Below are 19,744 nucleotides of genomic sequence, written 5' to 3' on the forward strand. Positions count from 1 at the left end.
CGTGTCGGGTCAACGTGACGGCCGACATATGAAGGCCGTTGCCCGGCTTGCGGTCCCGGCGCCCAACCGGGTGATGACGACCGACACCGCGGCGCTGCCGCGGGGGCGCAGTCGGCGGCGCAGTGCGTCCGGGTCGGCATCGACGCCGCGGACCAGGATCTCGAGCGCGCCGGCGTCATGGGCGGCGAGCGCCTGGCGCAACCGCTTCTCCTGGTAGGAGACCTGTTCGAGCACCTCGAAACCGCGCACGCCGTCCGGTAACCGGTCGCCGGACAGGTAGGCGATGTCGGGGTCGAGCTGCCACAGCCCGTGCCGCGCGGCGTAGTGCCGGACCAGCCCGGCGCGCACCACGGCGCCGTCCGGGTCCACGATCCAGCGTCCCGCCGGCCCGACCGCGCAGTCGTCGGGGTCGGCGTCGGTGAGTTCTTCGGCACGGTCGAGGAGGCTGGCCCGGCGGGTCACCCCGGCCGGTGCCAGCCCGGCTGACCACAGGCACGCCTCCCGCACGCTGCCGCCGTAGGAGGTGATCTCGATCTCACCGTCGAACCCGAGGTCGCGCACCGCGTTGAAATCCACTCCGGGAGCGCATTTGACGGCGACGTCCCTGCCGGCGTACGTGTCGAGGACGGCGTCGAGCGGCGGAGCGTAGGCGCGCGGATCGAAGGTGCGTCGCCCGCCGCTTCTGCGCGCCGGGTCGAGCAGCACGACGGTGTCGCGGGTGACCGGCCGCAGGGCGTCGGCACGCAGGAGCGGCACGCCGCGGCCATCGGTGGCGAGATTGTGCCGGGCCATCGCCAACCGCACCGGGTCGAGGTCGCTGCCCACCACGTAGGACGCGTGATCGGCAAGGGCGGCAAGCTCGGTGCCGACCGAGCACGTCGCGTCGTGCACCGGGCGGCCGGCCAACCGCCGCGCCCGGTGCGCCGCGACGGCGCCCGCGGTGGCCTGCTGCAGCGCCTCGTCGGTGAACAGCCAGCCGGCGGTGCCGGGCAGCTTGTCGGCCGCCTTGCGCCGCAACCGCACCGTCTCGACGAGGACGCCGGCGCGGTCGCCGAATCTCGTTCGCGCAGAGGCGATGTCAGCGACCAGGGTGGCAGGGGTCAGCGGCAGTGCCGCGACCTCGTCGAGCGCCCGGCGACCCTCGTCGCCGCCGAGGTAGGCGACGGATTCGAGGCCGAACCCTAGGACGGCTTGACCCCGGTGATCATCACGTTGTAGAACCAGCCCTTCGGGACGAATCGACGCCACACGTTGGAGTCGACCCAGCTCAGTGTCGTCCAGCTGCTGAATGCGAATTTCGCCCAGCCCCAGCCCAATCGGCCCGGGGGCACGGCGGCCTCGAACGTCCGCACCGGCCAGCCGAGCATGGCGGCGGTGAATTCCTCACTGGCCGTGCGAACCTCGACGGCGCCGGCCGAGCGGGCCATCTTCTCGAGGTCGGCCGGGTCGAAGGTGTGCAGATCGACGACGGCTTCGAGGGCCGCGGCGCGCGACGACTCGTCGAGCTCGGTCTGCGGGCGCCGCCAGTCCGAGAGCATCGGGAGCTTGGTGACGTTGGTGGCGATCCGCCACGTCAGCGTCGACAGCTCGCGGGCATAGCGATTGCCCACCGTGGTCGGTTCGCCGGCGAACACGAACCGGCCGCCCGGCTTGAGCACCCGGATGACCTCGCGCAGGGACAGCTCGACGTCGGGGATGTGGTGCAGCACCGCGTGCCCGACCACCAGGTCGAAGGTGTCGTCCTCGTACGGGATGCCTTCGGCGTCGGCGACCCGGCCGTCGATGTCGAGCCCCAGCGACTGGCCGTTACGGGTGGCTACCTTCACCATGCCGGGTGACAGGTCGGTCACCGATCCGCGCCGGGCGACGCCCGCCTGGATCAGGTTGAGCAGGAAGAAGCCGGTGCCGCAGCCGAGCTCGAGCGCCCGGTCGTAGGGCAGTTCACGCTGCACCTCTTCGGGCACCGCGGCGTCGAACCGGCCGCGGGCGTAGTCGACGCAGCGCTGGTCGTAGGAGATCGACCACTTCTCGTCGTAGGTCTCGGCCTCCCAGTCGTGGTAGAGCACCTGGGCGAGCTTCGAGTCGGACATGGCGGCCTCGACCTGTTCGGCGGTCGCGTGCGGGTTGGACGCGGGCAGATCGGTGGACGTGTGGTCGATACTCGTCATGGCTGGCAGCCTAACCGGCGAAGGCCGCCTTGGCGGCAGCCAGCACCTGGGGCGGGTGGTCGCTGAACCGTCCCGCCCAGGCCACGGCCGCGTCGTAGACGCCGTCGGGTGCGGCCAACTCGTCGAGCAGCCCCAGCGCGTGGGCCTCCTCGGCGCCGACGAAGCGCCCGGAGAACACCAGGTCCTTGGCGTGGCTCACGCCGACCGCCCGGGCCAGCCGGGCGGTGGCGTCCGGGCCCGGAGCCAGCCCGGCGAGGATCTCGGTCGATCCCACCTTGACGTTGTCGCCGCTGACCCGCCAGTCGGCGGCCAGGGCCAGGGTCAGGCCACTGCCCAGGGCGTAGCCGGTCACCGCGGCGACGGTCGGCTTCGGGATGGCCGCCACCGCGGCGATGGCGCGGCGGGCCACCTCCGCGGCGGCCGCGCTCTCCTCCTGGTCGAGGGTGCGCAGCGCGGGAACGTCATCGCCGGCGGAGAAGATCTCGTGCCCGCCGAACAGGATCACCGCGGTGATGTCGTCGCGGCCGGCGAGTTCGTCTGCGGCCGCGGCCAACTCGCGGTAGACCTGACGGGTCAGCGCGTTGGTCGGCGGACGCGACAGCAGCAGCGTGGCGATGCCCGGCTGCTCGTCGCTGGTGTGGACGCCGACGAACTCCCTCATCGCGTCACGGCGCCCGGTGGTTGCGCGCCGCGTTGTAGCGGTCGCTGTCGAAGAATTCGATCTCCCAGTTGCCGTTGCGAACGGCCAGCGTGGGCTGTACAGCCTCGATGCGGCGTTCGACGGCGAGCACCTCGCCCACCGTCCGGCCGGCCAATGCGTCGAGTTGCGTCCACGTCGGGGGCAGCAGGAAGGAACGGCCGTCGGCGAAGTCCCGCAGGGCCTCTTCGGGGGTGATCCAGCCGGCCTGGTCGGTCTCGGTGTTCTCGCCGTCGGCCCGCTGACCGGCAGGCAGGGCTCCGACGAAGAAGTACGTGTCGTAGCGGCGAGTGCGTTCCTCTTCGGGGGTCACCCAGTTCGCCCACGGGCGCAGCAGGTCCGCCCTCAGCACCAGCTTCTCGGTGCGCAGGAAGTCGGCGAACGACAGCGAGCGGTTGGTCAGCGCCAGCCGCGCCTCGCGGTACACCGACGCGTCGTCGACGAGCACGTCCGGATCGTCGGCGGCGCCGGCGAACAGCACGCCGCACTCCTCGAACGTCTCGCGGGCGGCCGCGCACACCAGCGCCTCGGCGAGGTCCTCGTCGACTCCGAGCCGGTCGGCCCACCACCGCGGTCCCGGACCGGCCCACGCGATGTCGGCGTTGCGGTCACGGTCGTCGACCCCGCCACCCGGGAAGACCATCACGCCGGCGACGAACTCCATCCCCGCGTGCCGGCGCATCAGGAACACCTTGATCCCGTCCGGGGTGTCGCGGATCAGCATCACCGTCGCGGCCGGCCGTGGGACGAGTGGCTCCGGGGTCGACTTCTCCGCGGCTTCGGTCATGAACGTCTCCTGTGGGCGGCACGGGTACGGATACGACGAGCGAAGTAGCGACCGTCGATCACGTCGAGGGCGATCCGCTGACCGAACGCCTTGGACAGGTTCTCGGCCGTCAGCACGTCGGTCAGCAGACCGGCGTCGACGACCTTGCCCTCCGAGAGGATCAGGCAGTGGCTGAACCCCTGCGGGATCTCCTCGACGTGGTGGGTGACGAGCACCATCGCGGGTGCGTCCGGGTCGGCCGCGAGGTCGGCCAGCCGTGCGACGAGTTCCTCGCGTCCACCGAGGTCGAGGCCTGCGGCCGGCTCGTCGAGCAGGAGCAGTTCCGGGTCGGTCATCAGCGAGCGCGCGATCAGCACGCGTTTGCGCTCACCTTCGGACAGGGTGTCGTAGACGCGTTCGGCCAGGTGCTCGGCGCCCACGCTTTCCAGCATGTCGACGGCCTGCTCGTAGTCGACGTCGTCGTAGCGTTCCCGCCACCGCCCCAGCACCGCGTAGCCGGCGGACACCACCAGGTCGCGGACCACTTCGCCGGGCGGAATGCGTTCTGAGAGGGCCGAACTGGACAGGCCGACCCGTGACCGCAGCTCGGCCATGTCGGTGCGGCCGAGCCGCTCCCCCAGCACGTAGGCCGTGCCCGAGGACGGATGTTCCATCGCGGCGGCGATCCGCAGCAGCGACGTCTTCCCCGCCCCGTTGGGTCCGATGATCACCCAGCGCTCGTCGAGTTCGACCGCCCACGTCAGGGGGCCGACCAGCGTTCGGCCGCCGCGGCGCAGGCTGACTTTGGCGAAGTCGATCAGCAGGTCATCGTCAGTGGCGATGTCGGTGGCGATGTCGGTCGCACCGTCGGCTGCGTCTTCGTCGGGCACCCGACCATCGTGCCGTACCCGGCGGGTGCCGCAACCTGCGGGTCGGTGGGCGGGACCGGTGGTCGGGCGACGGTGGTGGCCCAGCCGCTGACCGCGAGCAGCCGGGCGGGCGTGAGCCGGATGAACAGTTGCACCAGTGGCCCGATCCCGAACGCGTAGATCACGGTACCGATGCCGACCGTCCCGCCCAGCAGCCAGCCCACGGTGAGCACGGTCGCCTCGATCAGCGTGCGAACCAGCCGTACCGAGTGGCCCGTGCGCCGGACCAGGCCGGTCATCAGCCCGTCGCGGGGCCCGGGTCCCAGCCCGGCGCCGACGTAGAGCACGGTGGCCAGCGCGTTGAGCACCACGGCGCCGAACATCCAGGCCACCTGAACCGGCAGCGCCGACGGGGCGGGCAGCACGGCCAGGCCGGCGTCGACGGTCACCGCGATCACCAGCACGTTGGCCACGGTGCCCACGCCGGGCCGGTTGCGCAGCGGGATCCACGCGAGCAGCACCGCCACCCCCGCCACGGCGGAGGCGGACCCGATGGTCATCCCGGTGCGTTCGGCGAGTCCCTGGTGGAACACGTCCCATGGGTCGAGGCCGAGTCCGGCGCGCACCATCAACGCCATGGAGAAGCCGTAACAGACCAGCCCCACCAACAGCACCGCGGCCCGTACCGACGCGCGCGCGACGCGACGCCCCACTACGAGTGGTCCGGGAAGCGGACCCGGATGGCGTCCAGTTCACTGCGCATCCGGCGCAGATCGGCGTCCACTTCGGGATTGGCGAACTCACCCGGCCGGAAAGCGAAGAGCGCAGACAGGCCAGATCCCAGTCGGGATATCCAGTTTGATGTCATGTGGCTATTTTCCGAACGTTTGGCTTGCCCATCAATATCCAGTTCGCGCATACTGGCTGCAATGACGATCGAAATGCCCGCCAGAGTCCTCGACGTCGAGAGACTGGCCCGTGAACTCGGGAACTGGCGTACCGCCAGTTCGAGTGGCCCGGTCTACCGGGGGCTCGCCGACGGGATCCGCATGCTCATCGTCGACGGCCGGCTGCCCGTCGGCGCTCGTCTGCCGAGTGAGCGTGCGCTGGCCGAGGCGCTGCGGGTCTCCCGCACGACGGTCACCGCCGCCTACACCCAACTCCGCGACGCCGGGTATCTGCTCGCGCGCCGCGGCGCCCGCAGCACCACGGCACTGCCTGCCACCCCGAGCGCCCCACCCACCCCGCCGCTCCCCGTGGCGCGGTCAACCTGGCCAACGCCGCACTCGCCGCACCCGCACCCGCCGTGCTGACCGCGTACACCACCGCGACCCAGCAGGTCACGCCGTACCTGCACGGCATCGGAATCGAACTCGCGGGCGTGCTGCCGCTACGCCAGGCCGTCGCCGAAAGGTATTGCGCCAGAGGGCTTCCCACCGACGCCGACGACATCATGATCACCACCGGAGCGCTGCACGCCATCGGGTTGATCCTCGCCACCTACACCCAGCCCGGTGACCGCGTCCTCGTCGAGCAACCCACCTATCACGGCGCGCTCGCCGCGATCACCACCGCGGGCGCCCGACCGGTCCCGGTGGCGATGGCCGAGGACGGCTGGGATCTCGGGGCACTGCACAACGCGGTCCGCCAACTCGCGCCGAGCCTCGCCTTCGTGGTGCCCGACAACCACAACCCGACCGGCCTGACGATGCCGCAGGCCCAACGCGAGGAACTGGCCGCGCTCATCGCCGACACCCGCACGCGCACGATCGTCGACGAGACGATGACCGAGGTGTGGCTGGACGAACCGGTCCCCCCTCCGGTCGCCACCGCGATGACCCGGCGCACCGACCTGCTGCTGACCACCGGATCGATGTCGAAGTCGTTCTGGGGAGGGCTGCGCATCGGGTGGATCCGCGCCGACCGCTCGACGCTCGCCTCGATCGCGGCGCTGCGGCCCTCGATCGACATGGGCACGCCGATCCTCGAACAACTCGCCGCCGCCGAACTGCTCCGGGTCGCCGACGACGTGCTGCCGGAGCGGCGCGAGATCCTGCGCACCCGCCGCGCTCTGATGCTGTCGCTGCTCGACGAGCACCTGCCGGACTGGCAGCCCTGCCCGAGCGGCGGCGGGCTGGCCCTGTGGGTGCGGCTCCCGGCCCCGATGAGCTCCGCACTGTCCGCGGCGGCGTCGCGGATGGGGCTCGACGTCCCGCCGGGCCCGCGGTTCGGCGTGGACGGCTCCCTCGAGCGGTTCATCCGGATCCCGTACACGCTGCCCCCGGATCAGATGAGTGAGGCCGTCGAACTGCTGGCACGGGCGTGGCACGCGGTGACCGGCGCCACCGGAATCGCGCAGCGCGCGGTGGTCGTCTAGTCCTCGGGGATCTCGACGCGGCGCAGCAGTCCGTCGATGGCGTCGGCGGCTTCGATCTCCCCGCGCGTCACCCCGAGGATGAACAGGACCGTGTCGAGGTACGGATGGCTCAGTGAGGCGTCGGCGACCTCGCGCAACGCCGGTTTGGCGTTGAACGCCACACCCAGACCCGCCGCGGCGAGCATGTCGATGTCGTTGGCGCCGTCGCCGACGGCGACCGTCTGCTCCATCGGCACACCGGCCTGTTGTGCGAAGTTGCGCAGCGCCTTGGCCTTACCGGGCCGGTCGATGACCTCGCCGACGACGCGGCCGGTCAGCTTGCCGTCGACGATCTCGAGCTCGTTGGCCGCGACGAAGTCCATCATCAGCTCGTGGGCCAGCGGTTCGATCACCTGACGGAAGCCGCCCGAGACGATGCCGCAGTGGAATCCCAGCCGGCGCAAGGTGCGCAGCGTCGTGCGCGCGCCCGGGGTGAGTTCGATCTGCTCGGCGACGTCGTCGAGCACCGAGGCGGGCAGCCCGGCCAGGGTCGCGACGCGACGGTGCAGCGATTCGGCGAAGTCGAGTTCGCCGCGCATGGCGGCCTCGGTGACGGCGGCCACTTGCGCTTCCATACCCGCACGCGCCGCAAGCATCTCGATCACCTCGCCCTGGATGAGGGTCGAGTCCACGTCGAACACGATCAGCCGCTTGGCGCGCCGGGACAGGCTGTAGTCCTCGAGTGCGATGTCGACGCCCTCGTCCACCGCCACCCGCGCGAGCGCCTTCTGCAGCTGTCCGTAGGCGGCGCCGGCCGGGACCGACACCCGCAGCTCCAGCCCGGTGACGGGGTAGTCGGAGACACCGCGGATGGTGTCGATGTTGACGCCGAGCGAGGCGACCTCACGGGCCACCACCCCGAACGCCGAGGCGGTGATCGGGCGGCCGAGCACGACGATGGTGTGCGTCGACGGCTCCCGCATGACCGGGGCGTCCGCGCTGCGCTCGATCGTCACGTCGAGACCGACCTCGTGGATGGCCTCCTCGACGTCGGCCCGCAACGCATCACCGTCGGCGACCTCGGGCTGCGCCGCCACCAGGACGCCGAGTGTCAGGCGGCCACGGACCACCACCTGTTCGACGTTGAGCAGCTCGACCCTATGCCGGGACAGCACCTCGAACAGTGCGGACGTGACACCGGGCTGGTCGAGTCCGGTGACGGTGATCAGCAGCGATGAGCGCTCGCGCGAAGAGCCGACAGGCGAGGCCACCTTTCGGCCACTCACCCCCAGATTCCGCAGCAGCCCATATCAGCTGGACGCGTCGATCGGCGTGGGTTCGTCCGCATGGTGGTCGCGGCCGACGTGGGCCTCGGCCCGCATCCGCTCGACCATGTGCGGATAGTGCAGCTCGAACGCCGGGCGCTCCGACCGGATGCGGGGCAGCTCGGTGAAGTTGTGCCGCGGCGGCGGGCAGCTGGTGGCCCACTCGAGCGAGTTGCCGTAACCCCACGGATCGTCGACCGTGACCGGCTCGCCGTAGCGCCAGCTGCGGAAGATGTTCCATAGGAACGGCAGCGTCGAGATGCCGAGGATGAAGGCGCCGATGGTCGAGACGATGTTCAGCGTGGTGAACCCGTCCGACGGCAGGTAGTCGGCGTAACGGCGCGGCATGCCCTCGTCACCGACCCAGTGCTGCACCAGGAAGGTGGTGTGAAAGCCGATGAACGTCAACCAGAAGTGCAGCTTGCCGAGGCGCTCGTCGAGCAGGCGGCCCGTCATCTTCGGGAACCAGAAGTAGATGCCGGCATACGTCGCGAACACGATGGTGCCGAACAGCACGTAGTGGAAGTGCGCGATGACGAAGTAGCTGTCGGTCACGTGGAAGTCCAGCGGGGGGCTGGCCAGCAGCACACCCGACAGGCCACCGAGGAGGAAGGTCAGCAGGAAGCCCACCGAGAACAGCATCGGTGTCTCGAACGTCAACTGGCCTTTCCACATCGTGCCGATCCAGTTGAAGAACTTGATACCGGTCGGCACCGCGATGAGGAACGTCATGAACGAGAAGAACGGCAGCAGCACCGCGCCGGTGGCGTACATGTGGTGCGCCCACACCGCGACCGACAGGGCCGCGATCGCGATGGTCGCGTAGATCAGCGTGGTGTACCCGAAGATCGGCTTGCGGGAGAACACCGGGAAGATCTCGCTGACGATGCCGAAGAACGGCAGCGCGATGATGTACACCTCGGGGTGCCCGAAGAACCAGAACAGGTGCTGCCACAGCAGCACACCGCCGTTGGCCGGATCGTAGATGTGCGCGCCGAGGTGGCGGTCGGCGGCGAGGCCGAACAGGGCCGCGGTCAGCAGCGGGAAGGCCAGCAGCACCAGGATCGACGTCACCAGGATGTTCCAGGTGAAGATCGGCATCCGGAACATCGTCATGCCGGGGGCCCGCATGCAGACCACGGTGGTGACCATGTTGACGCCACCGAGGATGGTGCCCAGACCACCGACGGCCAGACCCATGATCCACAGGTCACCGCCGGCGCCGGGCGAGTGGATGGCGTCGGTCAGCGGCGAGTAGGCGGTCCAGCCGAAGTCGGCGGCGCCGCCCGGGGTGATGAATCCGGCGAGGGCGATCAGTGCGCCGAACAGGAACAGCCAGAACGACAACGCGTTGAGTCGCGGGAACGCCACGTCGGGGGCGCCGATCTGCAGCGGCAGCACCAGGTTGGCGAATCCGAACACGATCGGGGTCGCGTAGAACAGCAGCATCACCGTGCCGTGCATGGTGAACAGCTGGTTGTACTGCTCGTTGGACAGGAACTGCAGCCCGGGGACCGCGAGCTCGGTGCGCATGAACAGCGCCATCAGCCCGCCGATCAGGAAGAACGCGAAGCAGGCGATGCAGTACATGATGCCGATCAGCTTGTGATCGGTGGTCGTGATGACCTTGTAGATCAGGTTGCCCTTGGGACCGAGGCGCTCCGGGAACGGACGACGTGCCTCGAGTTCTCCGATTGGGGGCGCTTCGGCTACCAAGAGGTCCTCCAAAAGTTCTGTCGGCGATTCCCCGCCTTGCTGCCACGAATCCTATCGCTCGATGCGGCCGGGGTCAGCCTGGGTCCTACAAACCGTCGTAATTGCCTGTCGCAGGCGAGGCGCCGCGGCGTGGACGAGGGTCGCGACCAGGATGTTACCGTCGGGCCCGTGCTGATCGGCCGACCGCGGAACAGGGCTCGGACAAGGGCGGGAACACGGGCGGCGACGACCGTGTCGGCCGTACTCGTCACCGCACTCGCGGCGGTGCTGGCCGGATGCGGATCGACCGACGGGGAGTCCGCGTCCACACCCATGACGTCGGTGATCACCAGCACCACCCGCATCGCGGGCGCCGGTGTGCTGGGCAACGACCGCCGACCCGACGAGTCGTGCGCCCCCGAACCCGCCGCCGTCGATGCGGGCCCGCCGCAGCGGGAGGTCCGCCACGCCGCCGGGGAGACCCGGGTGCAGGCCGATCCGCAGCGCATCGTCGTGCTCTCCGGTGATCAACTCGACGCGCTGTGCGCCCTCGGCCTGCAGTCGCGCATCGTCGCCGCCGCGTTGCCCGACGGGCAGGATCAGCAGCCCTCCTACCTCGGTGCCGTCATTCACGGCGTCGCGGCGGCCGGAACGCGCTCAGCGCCGGACCTCGACGCGATACGGGCCGCGGCGCCCGACCTGATCCTCGGGTCGCAGGCCCTGACACCGGAGTTGTTCGGCGCGCTCGGGCAGATCGCGCCGACGGTGTTCACCGGTCCCCCGGGCGCCGACTGGCAGGCCAATCTCCGCACGGTCGGCGCGGCCACCGGCAGATTCGGCGCCGCGGGTGGACTGCTCGACGGTTTCGCCGACGCCGCCCGCGGCACCGGCGCGGACAACGACGCGGCCCACTTCCAGGCCTCGGTGGTGCAACTGGCCGATGACGCGGTCCGGGTCTTCGGGGTCGACAACTTCGCGGGCAGCGTGCTGGCGGAGGTGGGCGTCGACCGTCCGGCCTCCCAGCGTTTCACCGAGGAACCGTTCGTGGAGGTCGCCACCGGCGGTTCACCGGACTACTCGATCGCCGACGCCGACATCGTGTACGTGTCGTTCGCCTCGCCCGCTGCGCGCGACCGCGCGGCGGAGGTGCTCGACAGCGACGCCTGGCGGGCGTTGTCGGCCGCTCAGGACGGCCGCGTCTACATCGTGAACAACGAGGTGTGGCAATCCGGTCAGGGCATCGTGGCGGCCCGCGGCGTCCTGGCCGACCTGCGCTGGGTCAACGCACCGATCAACTAGTGGTCCCCTGCAGCGCCTGCTGGCCGAACTGGCCGAGTTCCATCGAGCCCTCGGGCAGCACCAATTCCCCGCTCTCGAGGCGGCGCCGCAGATACGCGAACGACTGTGCGGTCTGGGCGAACAGGTGCTCACCGGCCCGCAACGGGGGCCGCGGCCGGTCGTCGCGCGGCGCGAACTGCGGTAACGGCTTCACCTCGGTGTCGTAGTCGACGTTGAAGAACAGCGGGAACGAATACCGCTCCTCTTTGACCTTGCGTACCCGGTGGCTGGTGGCGACGAAGGTGCCGTTGGTCCACAGTTCCAGCATGTCGCCGACGTTGACCACGAACGTGCCGGGCACCGGGGGCACGTCGATCCACTCCCCGGCGCCGTTGAGCACCTCGAGGCCGGGTGCGGTGGGTTTGAGCAGGGTGAAGCACTCGTAGTCGGTGTGCGCGCCGATACCCATCCGGTCTTCGGCGTCCGGGTTGAAGGGGTAGTGCACGAGGCGCAGTTGGCTCGGCGTCTTCGTCGCATGACGGGAGAACACGTCCGGGTCCTCGCCCAGCGCGATCGCGAACGCCCGCAGCAGCCGCTGTCCGACCTCGAGCACCGCGGTGTAGTAGGCGGTGACCGATTCGGCGAACCCCGGCAGGTCCGGCCAGGTGTTCGGGCCCAGCATCGGGTTGCCGGCCAGGTGGTCCGGGTCGTCGGCCGGCAGGTCCAGCGCGGTGTCGAACGCCTCCTTGAGGTCCGGGTTCGCCTGATCGGCGACGCCTTCCTCGCCGACCGGCACATATCCGCGGTGACACCGGGACAGGCCGATGTAGCTGCGCATCTTCTCCTCCAGCGGCAGCGCGAAGAACTGCTTCGTCGCAGCGAGCATCCGGTCGAAGAGCGACTCGTCCACACCCGATCCGCTGAGGTAGAAGAAGCCGACGTCGCGCGCCGCGGCGCCGAGGTCGGCCGCCACGCGTTCCTGCTCCGCCGGGTCGGTCGAGCGCAGTCCGCTGATGTCGACGATCGGCACGGAGGTGAATGACGTTGCTCCGCTCACAGTTCCACTTCTCCTTCAGTTCGCTCGATGTCCCACCGCACGCCGCCGGCGCGTAGTCGAGGACCGGACGTCGTGATGTCGAGTGCGTTCCACCGGCTGTCCCCCACCGCGCCGACCACCACGGAAGTACCACTCGCCCAGCCGAATCGGCCACCGACCCGCAGCAGCAGACCGTGCGCGACGCCAGCGGTGAGCCACAGCGCCGAGCACGGTGTGGCCGGCCCGCTGTCGCGAACCCAGTGCTCGACGTAATCGGCGTGGACACCGCGCTCGACGAGCGTGTCGCCGTCCCAGTGCACGGCCCCCACATCGGGGAACTCGCCGGGTGGCTGCAGATCGATGTCGCGGCGCCATTCGAAGATGTTGCCGCGCTGGAGCAGTGTTCCCGCGAACCCCCGTGAATCGACGTACGCGCTCTCCCCCTGCAGCCATACGACGCCGGTCCCCGTGTCGCGGGATCCATCGGCCTCGACGAGCAGCGTGCGCCGCCACAGGCCGGTACACTCACCGATCAGCACCGCGGTCACGACACCGGACCGAACCGCTCGTGGAAGTGCTGGGTCAGTTCCGGCCACACGTGCGGATCGTGGCCCGGGATGAGCGGGAAACCCTTGTCGGCGGCCAACTTCTTGAGCCGCCGGATCGGTTCGACGGTCTCCTCGGGATCGACGTCGATGAACCCGCCGATCGCCCGTTCGTGCTCGATGTTCTCCGTGAGGTCGGCGGCGTCGAACGCGAAGACGAACCCGTCACCGCCGACCGAGGAGTCGAGCTGCACGACGAAGCTCTGATGACCCGGGGTGTGACCGTAGGTGGGCACCGCGGTGATCCCCGGCGCGATCTCCGCTTCCCCGTCGGCCAGCCGCCAGTCGATACGCGGATCGTCGAAGTCGATCCGGAAGATGGCGTGCTGCTCCGGGTCCGGGTGATTCGACAGACCGTATTCCAGCTCCCGGCGCTGCGCGTGCACCGGCACCCGGCCGGCGAACAGCTTCAGGCCGCCGGCGTGGTCGACGTGCAGATGGCTGACGGCCACGACGTGGATGTCGTCGATGTCCACCCCGACCTCGGCGAGCCGCTGTTCGATCGGCTCGCCGGGGCCGGGCAGCACCGGACGGTACTCCACCGTCGGATAGAAGCGCTTGGACAGGTAGGGATCCCGGATCAGCGCCGTGTTGAACCCGGTGTCCAGCAGTACCCAGCCGCCCTCGGTCTGCAGCAGCACACCGGGCACCGGTTCGCGCAACTGTTCGGCCGCCGATGCGCCGTGCACGCTGACCGATTTCGGGAGGTCCTCCCAGCCGAGCGTCAGCAGGATGATGCGCCGCACCCCGCTGGGTCCGACGAGGGTCGCCATCAGCCGGCCGACAACTCGAACAGCCGAAGCGAGTTCGGGTTCGTCACCACGTGGGCCTGCTCTACGCCCTTCAGCCACGGCTGGGCCACCATGAAGTCGTCGACGTCGGCGATGTTGAGCCAGCAGCCGGTCTCTTCGGCGGCCTTGGCTGCGTCGGAGAAGGCCTGTGGATCATCGGTTTCCAGACCCCGGGCCAGCGCTTCGGTGATCGGCGGGGCGGAACACCCGAGGTAGTTGAGGCCGCCGTCGGCATCCCAGGAGATGTGGCCCCACGTGTAGGGCGACGGCGCATCCGGCCACCCGGTGGAGGTCAGGATGTCCGGCGCGTTGGGGGCGTCGTTGCCGATCCAGCCGTAGATCTCCGAGGTCGGGTAGCTCTGCACCTTGGCGTCGAGGCCGGCCGCGGCCAGTTGAGTTTGAATCAGGTTGTTGACCAGCTGGTTGTCGGGGTTGGAGGAGTCGTACCCGATGGTGACGGATTTCTGGTCGGCGGGCAGGCCCGCGGCGATCTCGGTGAGGAGCGACGGGTCGTGGGTGATGTTCTGCTTGGCCAACTCCGGAGCGAGCATGTTCGGCGGATAGAGCTGTCCGGCCTTCTCGCCACGTCCGAAGTACGTCTGCTTGACCAGCGCGTCGACGTCGATCGCGGCCAACAGTGCGGCGCGGTTCTTCGGGTCGGTCAACATTCCGCGGCGCGGGTTGACGTAGAGGTAGTTCGACATCATCGTCGGCAGCGAGTAGTGCGCGTACTTGTCGTTGTCCAGGTACGACTCCACCGCCGAGGAGGGCAGGTCGTGCAGGATCGCGGCGATCTGGCCGTTGTTGAACTGCAGCTGCTGGGCGGAGACGTCGGTGATGACGGGGATCTCGACCTGCTCGAAATACGGCTTGTCACCCCAGTATCCGGGGTAGGCCGCCAACGCGTACCGGGATCCGACCTCCGCGGCGGTGAGCGTGTAGGGACCGGTGCCGAGGTCGTGGGTGGTCAGGTAGGTCTGCGCGTTGTCGCCGCCGGCGTTGGCCGCCAGGCCGGTCGGGCTGAGCATCCGCGGCCCGTACGGGCACGCGAGGTAGTCCAGGAACGCCGCGTTGGGTGCCTTCAACGTGATCGTGACGTCGTGGTCGCCTTGAGTGGTGATCGATTCGACGTCTTTCACCATGTACGCCGGGCCCTGGTCGACGGCCACCCGGCGGTCGAAAGAGGCCTTGACCGCAGCAGAAGTGAAGGGTGTCCCGTCGTGGAACGTGACTCCCTCCCGCAACTTGAAGGTGTACACGCGGTGATCGGGTGATTCGGTCCACTCCGTGGCCAGCAGCGGCTCGATCTCCGGTTTGTCGGTGCCGCCCTTGAACTGCAGCAGCCCCTCGTAGACGTTGGTCGTCAACAGCAGACCCTGACCGGCGTAGAAGATGTCCGGGTCCGGCGGTTGGCCCGGGTCCTGCAGGAACGACACGTGCAGCACCTTGTCGGTGGGCGCCGCGTTCGGCGCACCGTCCCCGGAATCCGAACCGCCGCAGGCGCTCAGTGTGAGGGCGGTGACCGCGGCGATTGCGGTGACGGTGGTGAGACGACGGATCATCGGGCCGCTCCTTCGAGGACGAGCGCGTCGGGAGCCCAGGCGCCGAAGGCGGCGAGGATCTCGTCGGTGGTGCGCAGCGCGCCGGTCTGCAGGTACTCCATGGCGTCGAGCGCGGCGTCGTGGCGGTACTGCGACGAGCCGCCGACGCAGTCGGACACCACCCGCACGTAGTAGTCCCGCTGATGGGCGTCGGCGAACGTGTAGTGCACGCACACATCGGTCAGCCCGCCGATGAGGATGAGGGTGGAGGCCTTCAATCCGCGCAGCACGATGTCGAATTCGGTGCCGATGAACCCGGAGTAGCGGCGTTTGACGATGTGGAACTCACGGTCGTCACGCTCCGGGCGTGGACGCAGCGACGGCTCGAGGTCGGTGCCCGGGTGACCGGCCACGCAGTGCACCCCTTCGGTGCCGTCGAGTTCGCGGCCGAAATCGACGCCGCTGGGCCGGTGCACCTCCTGGAAGAACACGACCGGAATGTCGGCGGCGCGCGCGGCGGCCACCAATTGCTCTGCGCGAGCAACCCGTTCGGCGTGCCCGGGCATGTGGTCGATGCCCACCTCGTCGGCCGGCATCCCCCCGCCCTGTTGGATGTCGACGACGACGAGCACGGGGTTGCCCACGATGAGTGGTTGTTGGGGCACTTATCCTCCTTTGACGGTGATGCGGGGATCGGCGGCCGCCTGCAGGAGGTCCACCATGGTGTTGATGAAGACGTAGAGCGCGCCGAGCATCAGCGTGACGCCGGCGATGGCCGGGAAGTCGGCGACCGGGATGCTCTGGGCGATGTACTGGCCGATGCCGGGCCAGCCGAACACCTGCTCGACGACGAGGACGCCGGAGAACATCAGACCGATCTGCAGGCCGGTCATCGACAGCGCCGCACCGACGGAGTTGCGCAGCACGTGACCGACCATGATCCGGCCTTCCGAAAGACCCTTCGCCCGTGCGGTTCTCGCGTAGTCGCTGTCGGTGTCACCCACCAGGCTCGACCGCAGCACCCGACCGATCGCCACCGCCGGACCGAGCGCGATCACCACGGCGGGCAGGAGCAGGTGGTGGAATGCGTCCGCGACGACGTCGAACCGGGCGTGCAACAGCCCGTCCACGGTGAGCAGGCCGGTCGGACCGGACGGCGCGTTCGTGATGCCGGACCGGCCGTTGGCCGGCACCCAACCGAGCTGCTGGTAGAAGACGATCAGACCGAGGATGCCGAGCAGGAACATCGGCGCCGACGAACCGGTGAACAGGACGGCCCGCAGTACCGCCGATCCACGCCACTTCAGCGTGGTGCTGAACGCCAGCAGAGCGGCGAGCACCAGGGCGATGACGATGCCGAAGAACGCCAGTTCCAGTGTGGCGGGCAGGAAGTCGCCGAGGTCGGACGCGACGGGGTGGCGGGTGCGGTACGACGTGCCGAGATCACCCGTCACCGCACCGGTCAGGTAGTTCCAGAACTGTACGAGTACCGGATCGTTGAGGCCGAGCGCCTCCCGGCGGGCGGCGACGGCCTCCTGCGAGGCCTGGGCGCCCAGCTGTGACTTCACCGGGTCCAGCGGTGAGATGTGGGCGAGCACGAACATCACACCGGTCAGCGCGACGAGGATCGCGAACATGGCGGCGATCCTGGTCGTCACGAAGGTCCGCATGCGCCCCTCCTCGTGCTCTTCGCGAGAGCGCTCATCGGCCTACCTGCCCTTCATGAGGTTGCGCAGGCTGTCGCCGGCGATGTTGCCGACCAGCGCCAGGACCAGCACGCCGAGTCCGGGCATCACCGGAATCCACCATTGCTGCAGGAAATAGCTCAGGTTGCGGGCCGAGTCCGCGCCCAGTTCCGGTGCGGGCGCGGACTGACCGAGCCCGAGGAACGACAGCGCGGCCAGGGTGAGGATCAGCGTGCCGATGTCCATGCTGGCCGCGACCACCGCGTTCGGCACCGCACCGGGCACCAGGTGGCGGGTGGCCAGCCGGATCGGACCGACCCCGGCGAGTTTGGCGGCCTCGACGTGGGGGCGGGCGGCGAGCCGCGCGATCTCGCCGCGCACCAGCCGCGCGTAGAACGGCCACCACACGATCGACACGGCGATCAGCGTGTGCAGGAAGCCAGGCCCGAGCGCGGCGACCACCGCGATCGCGAGAACCGGTGCGGGCAGCGACAGGAACGCGTCGGTGATCCGCATCAGCGTCGAATCGATCCAGCCTCCGGCCGTGCCGGCGATCACCCCGATCAGCCCGCCGATGAACAGGCCGAGCGCCACCACGGCCAGCGCCGCGAACCAGCTCGAGCGTGCCCCGTAGAGCACCCGCGACAGGATGTCGCGGCCGACGCTGTCGGTGCCGAGGAGGAATCCGTCGACACCGGGTGCCTGCAGTGGCATCCCGACGGGCAGCAGTGGATCGTGGGGTGAGATCACCGGTACGGCGACCGCGACCAGGGTGACGACGACGATGCTCGAGAAGCCGATCCAGTTGACCACCGCCGACCGTGACTGTGGCAGGGCCGGCACCCGTCGCCGCACCCGCACCATGGTGGGGGCCGGCAGCGCCACCGCCATCAGCCGGCCTTCCGCTCGATGCAGGCGACCTGGTGGGGGTTGCCGGGGAAGCCTTCGAGGCGGACGTCCAGTCCGGTGTCGCCGCAGGCGTCGATCGCCAGCGGGCACCGCGGATGGAAGGCGCATCCGGTGGGCGGGGACAACGGGCTGGCCGGCTCCCCCGCCAGGGACCGCGGTTCGTGCCCCAGATCGGGGATCGAGTCGACCAGGGCCTGGGTGTACGGGTGTGCGGGCCGGGCGATCACCCGGTCGGCGGGCCCGATCTCGACGATGCGGCCGAGGTACATCACCGCGATGCGGTCGGCGACCACCCGGGCCACCGACAGATCGTGGGTGACGAACACCACCGACATGTCGAGGCTCCGTCGCAGGTCGCCGATCAGGTTCAGGACCGATGCGGCCAGGGAGACGTCCAGTGCGCTGGTCGGCTCGTCGCACAACAGCACCTCGGGCGGCACCACCGTCGCACGGGCCAGCGAGACACGTTGTCGTTGACCGCCCGACAGCTGACCCGCGCGGGACTTGGCGATGTCGGCGGGCAACCCGACGCGCTCGAGCACCTCGGCGACCCGCTCCCGCCGGCGGGACCGGGACAGCCCTGTCCGGCGCAACCGCTCGCCGATCAGCTCACCGACCGACAGCCATGGCGTCAGCGAGGCGCCCGCATCCTGGAACACCATCTGCGGGCGCTCTTCTCCGATCAGCTCGACCGATCCCGACGACGGTGGCTCGAGCCCGGCGATGACCCGCAGCAGGGTGGATTTGCCCGAACCGCTCTCCCCGACCAGCGCGATCGACTCCCCGTGCCCGACGCGCAGCGAAACGCCACGCAGCGCATGCAGTTTCCCGTCCCTGTCGGCTGACCGGTCGAGCCATCGCCGGGCCACCGAGAAGGTCTTGGTGACGTCGCGCAGCGCCACCGACGGCGGCAACTCCCCACGGTCGGTATAGGTGGCGGGGAACGCCTGTCCGGTGGTGGTGGCCGCGGCCCCGAGCCGCTCAGCGACCTCCGCGAACGGGCGGATGCACGCGCTGACGCGCTCGGCTGCCACCGCGAGCGGATCCGGTGGCGCCGTATTGCACTCCTCGGTGGCCAGCGCACAGCGCGGAACGAACGCGCACCCGGGAAGCGGTGTCACCGCGCTGGGCACCGCGCCGGCGAGTGCGGCCAGCGGGCGGTCCCGCGCGGTGTCGAGCGTCAGCCGGGAGCGCAGCAATCCGTGGGTGTAGGGGTGAGCCGGGGTGGCCAGCACCGCAGCGCTGGGGCCGATCTCGGCGATCCGGCCGGCGTAGAGCACCGCGATGCGGTCGGAGATCTGGGCGGCCACACCGAGGTCGTGGGTGATCAGCACGATGCTGCAACCGATCTCGTCGCGCAGGCGCCGCAGCAGCCGCAGCACCTGGGCCTGCACCGTGACGTCGAGCGCGGTGGTGGGTTCGTCGGCGACGATGAGGTCGGGGTCACCGGCGATCGCGATCGCGATCATCACTCGTTGCCGCAGACCGCCGGACAGTTCGTGTGGGAAGGCCCGCATCCGGCGGTCCGGCTCCGGGATACCGACGGCGGTCAGCAGGCGTAGTGCCTCGTCCTCGCTGCCCGCCGCCTCGGCCACCTGCTTGCCGATGCGCATGGTGGGATTCAGCGAGGTCATCGGATCCTGGAACACCGCACCCAGATCGAGGCGGCGCACTTTGCGCAGCGCCTTCGCCTCACCGCGGACCATGTCGGACCCGGCGACGCGGATCGTGCCCGTGGTGGTGGCGTTGTCCGGTAGCAGACCGAGCAGACCGAACCCGAGAACGCTTTTGCCCGAACCGGATTCGCCGACCAGACCGAGGATCTCACCGCGCGCGATGGCCAGCGAGACGCCGCGCAGCGCGTGGATGGCGCGGCCGTTGCGGCGGAAGGTCACCCGCAGGTCGCCGACGGTGGCGACCGGGTCCGGCGTCGACGGCACCACGGCGGGTGCGTCGGCTTCGGAGACAGCGATGCCCATCAATCGCTCCTGCGGGCTGTGGTCGACCTGGGCCGAGCGGCCGG

The 19,744-nt window shown here is 69.8% G+C and carries 18 protein-coding genes and 1 pseudogene; 2 read left to right on the forward strand and 17 right to left on the reverse strand.

From position 1 onward, the window contains the following. Nucleotides 1–9 precede the first annotated feature (9 nt). The 7 genes from G6N30_RS12100 to G6N30_RS12130 all read right to left on the reverse strand — a co-directional run bounded on the left by G6N30_RS12100 (nucleotide 10) and on the right by G6N30_RS12130 (nucleotide 5,419). Nucleotides 10–1,239, reverse strand: coding sequence for a THUMP-like domain-containing protein (locus G6N30_RS12100; RefSeq protein WP_407664748.1), 1,230 nt, complete (start codon nucleotides 1,237–1,239; stop codon nucleotides 10–12). Continuing rightward, nucleotides 1,182–2,168 carry a class I SAM-dependent methyltransferase gene (locus G6N30_RS12105; RefSeq protein ID WP_134053064.1) on the reverse strand — a complete coding sequence of 329 codons (987 nt, stop codon included), beginning with the start codon at nucleotides 2,166–2,168 and terminating at the stop codon, nucleotides 1,182–1,184. Before G6N30_RS12105 ends, G6N30_RS12100 begins: the two co-directional genes overlap by 58 nt. Before the next feature lie 10 nt (nucleotides 2,169–2,178). Continuing rightward, a complete protein-coding gene (locus G6N30_RS12110; protein ID WP_134053066.1) occupies nucleotides 2,179–2,829 on the reverse strand; it encodes an enoyl-CoA hydratase in 651 nt (216 codons plus the stop codon). Between the two features lie 4 nt (nucleotides 2,830–2,833). Further along, nucleotides 2,834–3,652, reverse strand: coding sequence for an NUDIX hydrolase (locus tag G6N30_RS12115; protein ID WP_134053067.1), 819 nt, complete (start codon nucleotides 3,650–3,652; stop codon nucleotides 2,834–2,836). Beyond that, the gene (locus G6N30_RS12120; RefSeq protein ID WP_407664729.1) at nucleotides 3,649–4,521 is read right to left on the reverse strand and encodes an ABC transporter ATP-binding protein; all 873 of its coding nucleotides are present in this window, start codon (nucleotides 4,519–4,521) and stop codon (nucleotides 3,649–3,651) included. The genes G6N30_RS12115 and G6N30_RS12120 overlap by 4 nt, the downstream gene beginning before the upstream one ends. Continuing rightward, on the reverse strand, nucleotides 4,449–5,138 hold the full coding sequence (gene yczE / locus G6N30_RS12125; RefSeq protein WP_276027005.1) for a membrane protein YczE: 690 nt from the start codon (nucleotides 5,136–5,138) through the stop codon (nucleotides 4,449–4,451). The genes G6N30_RS12120 and yczE overlap by 73 nt, the downstream gene beginning before the upstream one ends. Nucleotides 5,139–5,212: 74 nt before the next feature. Continuing rightward, on the reverse strand, nucleotides 5,213–5,419 hold the full coding sequence (locus tag G6N30_RS12130; protein WP_134053071.1) for a hypothetical protein: 207 nt from the start codon (nucleotides 5,417–5,419) through the stop codon (nucleotides 5,213–5,215). Between the two features lie 22 nt (nucleotides 5,420–5,441). Between G6N30_RS12130 and yczR the strand changes: the two are divergent. Continuing rightward, a pseudogene (gene yczR, locus G6N30_RS12135) lies at nucleotides 5,442–6,877 on the forward strand (MocR-like transcription factor YczR). Here yczR and serB read toward each other — a convergent pair. Together serB and ctaD are read right to left on the reverse strand one after the other, a co-directional pair. Then, the gene (gene serB / locus G6N30_RS12140; RefSeq protein ID WP_134053073.1) at nucleotides 6,874–8,127 is read right to left on the reverse strand and encodes a phosphoserine phosphatase SerB; all 1,254 of its coding nucleotides are present in this window, start codon (nucleotides 8,125–8,127) and stop codon (nucleotides 6,874–6,876) included. The pseudogene yczR and the gene serB sit on opposite strands and share 4 nt — an antisense overlap. A gap of 39 nt (nucleotides 8,128–8,166) precedes the next feature. After that, nucleotides 8,167–9,897, reverse strand: a complete 1,731-nt coding sequence (gene ctaD / locus G6N30_RS12145) for an aa3-type cytochrome oxidase subunit I (RefSeq protein WP_134053075.1) — start codon at nucleotides 9,895–9,897, stop codon at nucleotides 8,167–8,169. A gap of 168 nt (nucleotides 9,898–10,065) precedes the next feature. Between ctaD and G6N30_RS12150 the strand changes: the two genes are divergently transcribed. Continuing rightward, the gene (locus G6N30_RS12150; RefSeq protein WP_407664730.1) at nucleotides 10,066–11,175 is read left to right on the forward strand and encodes an ABC transporter substrate-binding protein; all 1,110 of its coding nucleotides are present in this window, start codon (nucleotides 10,066–10,068) and stop codon (nucleotides 11,173–11,175) included. Here G6N30_RS12150 and G6N30_RS12155 read toward each other — a convergent pair. The 8 genes from G6N30_RS12155 to G6N30_RS12190 are packed head-to-tail and all read right to left on the reverse strand — an operon-like array spanning nucleotide 11,168 to nucleotide 19,700. Beyond that, nucleotides 11,168–12,211, reverse strand: a complete 1,044-nt coding sequence (locus G6N30_RS12155) for an isopenicillin N synthase family dioxygenase (protein WP_134053077.1) — start codon at nucleotides 12,209–12,211, stop codon at nucleotides 11,168–11,170. The two genes, G6N30_RS12150 and G6N30_RS12155, sit on opposite strands and share 8 nt — an antisense overlap. Continuing rightward, nucleotides 12,208–12,738 carry a hypothetical protein gene (locus G6N30_RS12160; protein WP_134053079.1) on the reverse strand — a complete coding sequence of 177 codons (531 nt, stop codon included), beginning with the start codon at nucleotides 12,736–12,738 and terminating at the stop codon, nucleotides 12,208–12,210. Before G6N30_RS12160 ends, G6N30_RS12155 begins: the two co-directional genes overlap by 4 nt. After that, complete coding sequence (locus tag G6N30_RS12165) at nucleotides 12,735–13,568, reverse strand: N-acyl homoserine lactonase family protein (protein ID WP_134053081.1); 834 nt, start codon at nucleotides 13,566–13,568, stop codon at nucleotides 12,735–12,737. The genes G6N30_RS12160 and G6N30_RS12165 overlap by 4 nt, the downstream gene beginning before the upstream one ends. After that, complete coding sequence (locus tag G6N30_RS12170; protein ID WP_134053083.1) at nucleotides 13,568–15,148, reverse strand: ABC transporter substrate-binding protein; 1,581 nt, start codon at nucleotides 15,146–15,148, stop codon at nucleotides 13,568–13,570. The genes G6N30_RS12165 and G6N30_RS12170 overlap by 1 nt, the downstream gene beginning before the upstream one ends. After that, entirely contained in the window at nucleotides 15,145–15,792 is a 648-nt protein-coding gene (locus G6N30_RS12175; protein WP_134053085.1) for a cysteine hydrolase family protein, read from the reverse strand. Before G6N30_RS12175 ends, G6N30_RS12170 begins: the two co-directional genes overlap by 4 nt. Then, the gene (locus tag G6N30_RS12180) at nucleotides 15,793–16,797 is read right to left on the reverse strand and encodes an ABC transporter permease (protein ID WP_134053087.1); all 1,005 of its coding nucleotides are present in this window, start codon (nucleotides 16,795–16,797) and stop codon (nucleotides 15,793–15,795) included. A gap of 39 nt (nucleotides 16,798–16,836) precedes the next feature. Beyond that, nucleotides 16,837–17,703 (reverse strand): ABC transporter permease, encoded by an 867-nt coding sequence (locus G6N30_RS12185; protein ID WP_134053089.1) that lies wholly within the window; start codon nucleotides 17,701–17,703, stop codon nucleotides 16,837–16,839. After that, nucleotides 17,703–19,700, reverse strand: coding sequence for a dipeptide ABC transporter ATP-binding protein (locus G6N30_RS12190; RefSeq protein ID WP_134053091.1), 1,998 nt, complete (start codon nucleotides 19,698–19,700; stop codon nucleotides 17,703–17,705). Before G6N30_RS12190 ends, G6N30_RS12185 begins: the two co-directional genes overlap by 1 nt. Nucleotides 19,701–19,744: the final 44 nt, after the last annotated feature.

Source organism: Mycolicibacterium litorale (genome assembly GCF_010731695.1).
Taxonomy (GTDB): Bacteria; Actinomycetota; Actinomycetes; order Mycobacteriales; family Mycobacteriaceae; genus Mycobacterium; species Mycobacterium litorale.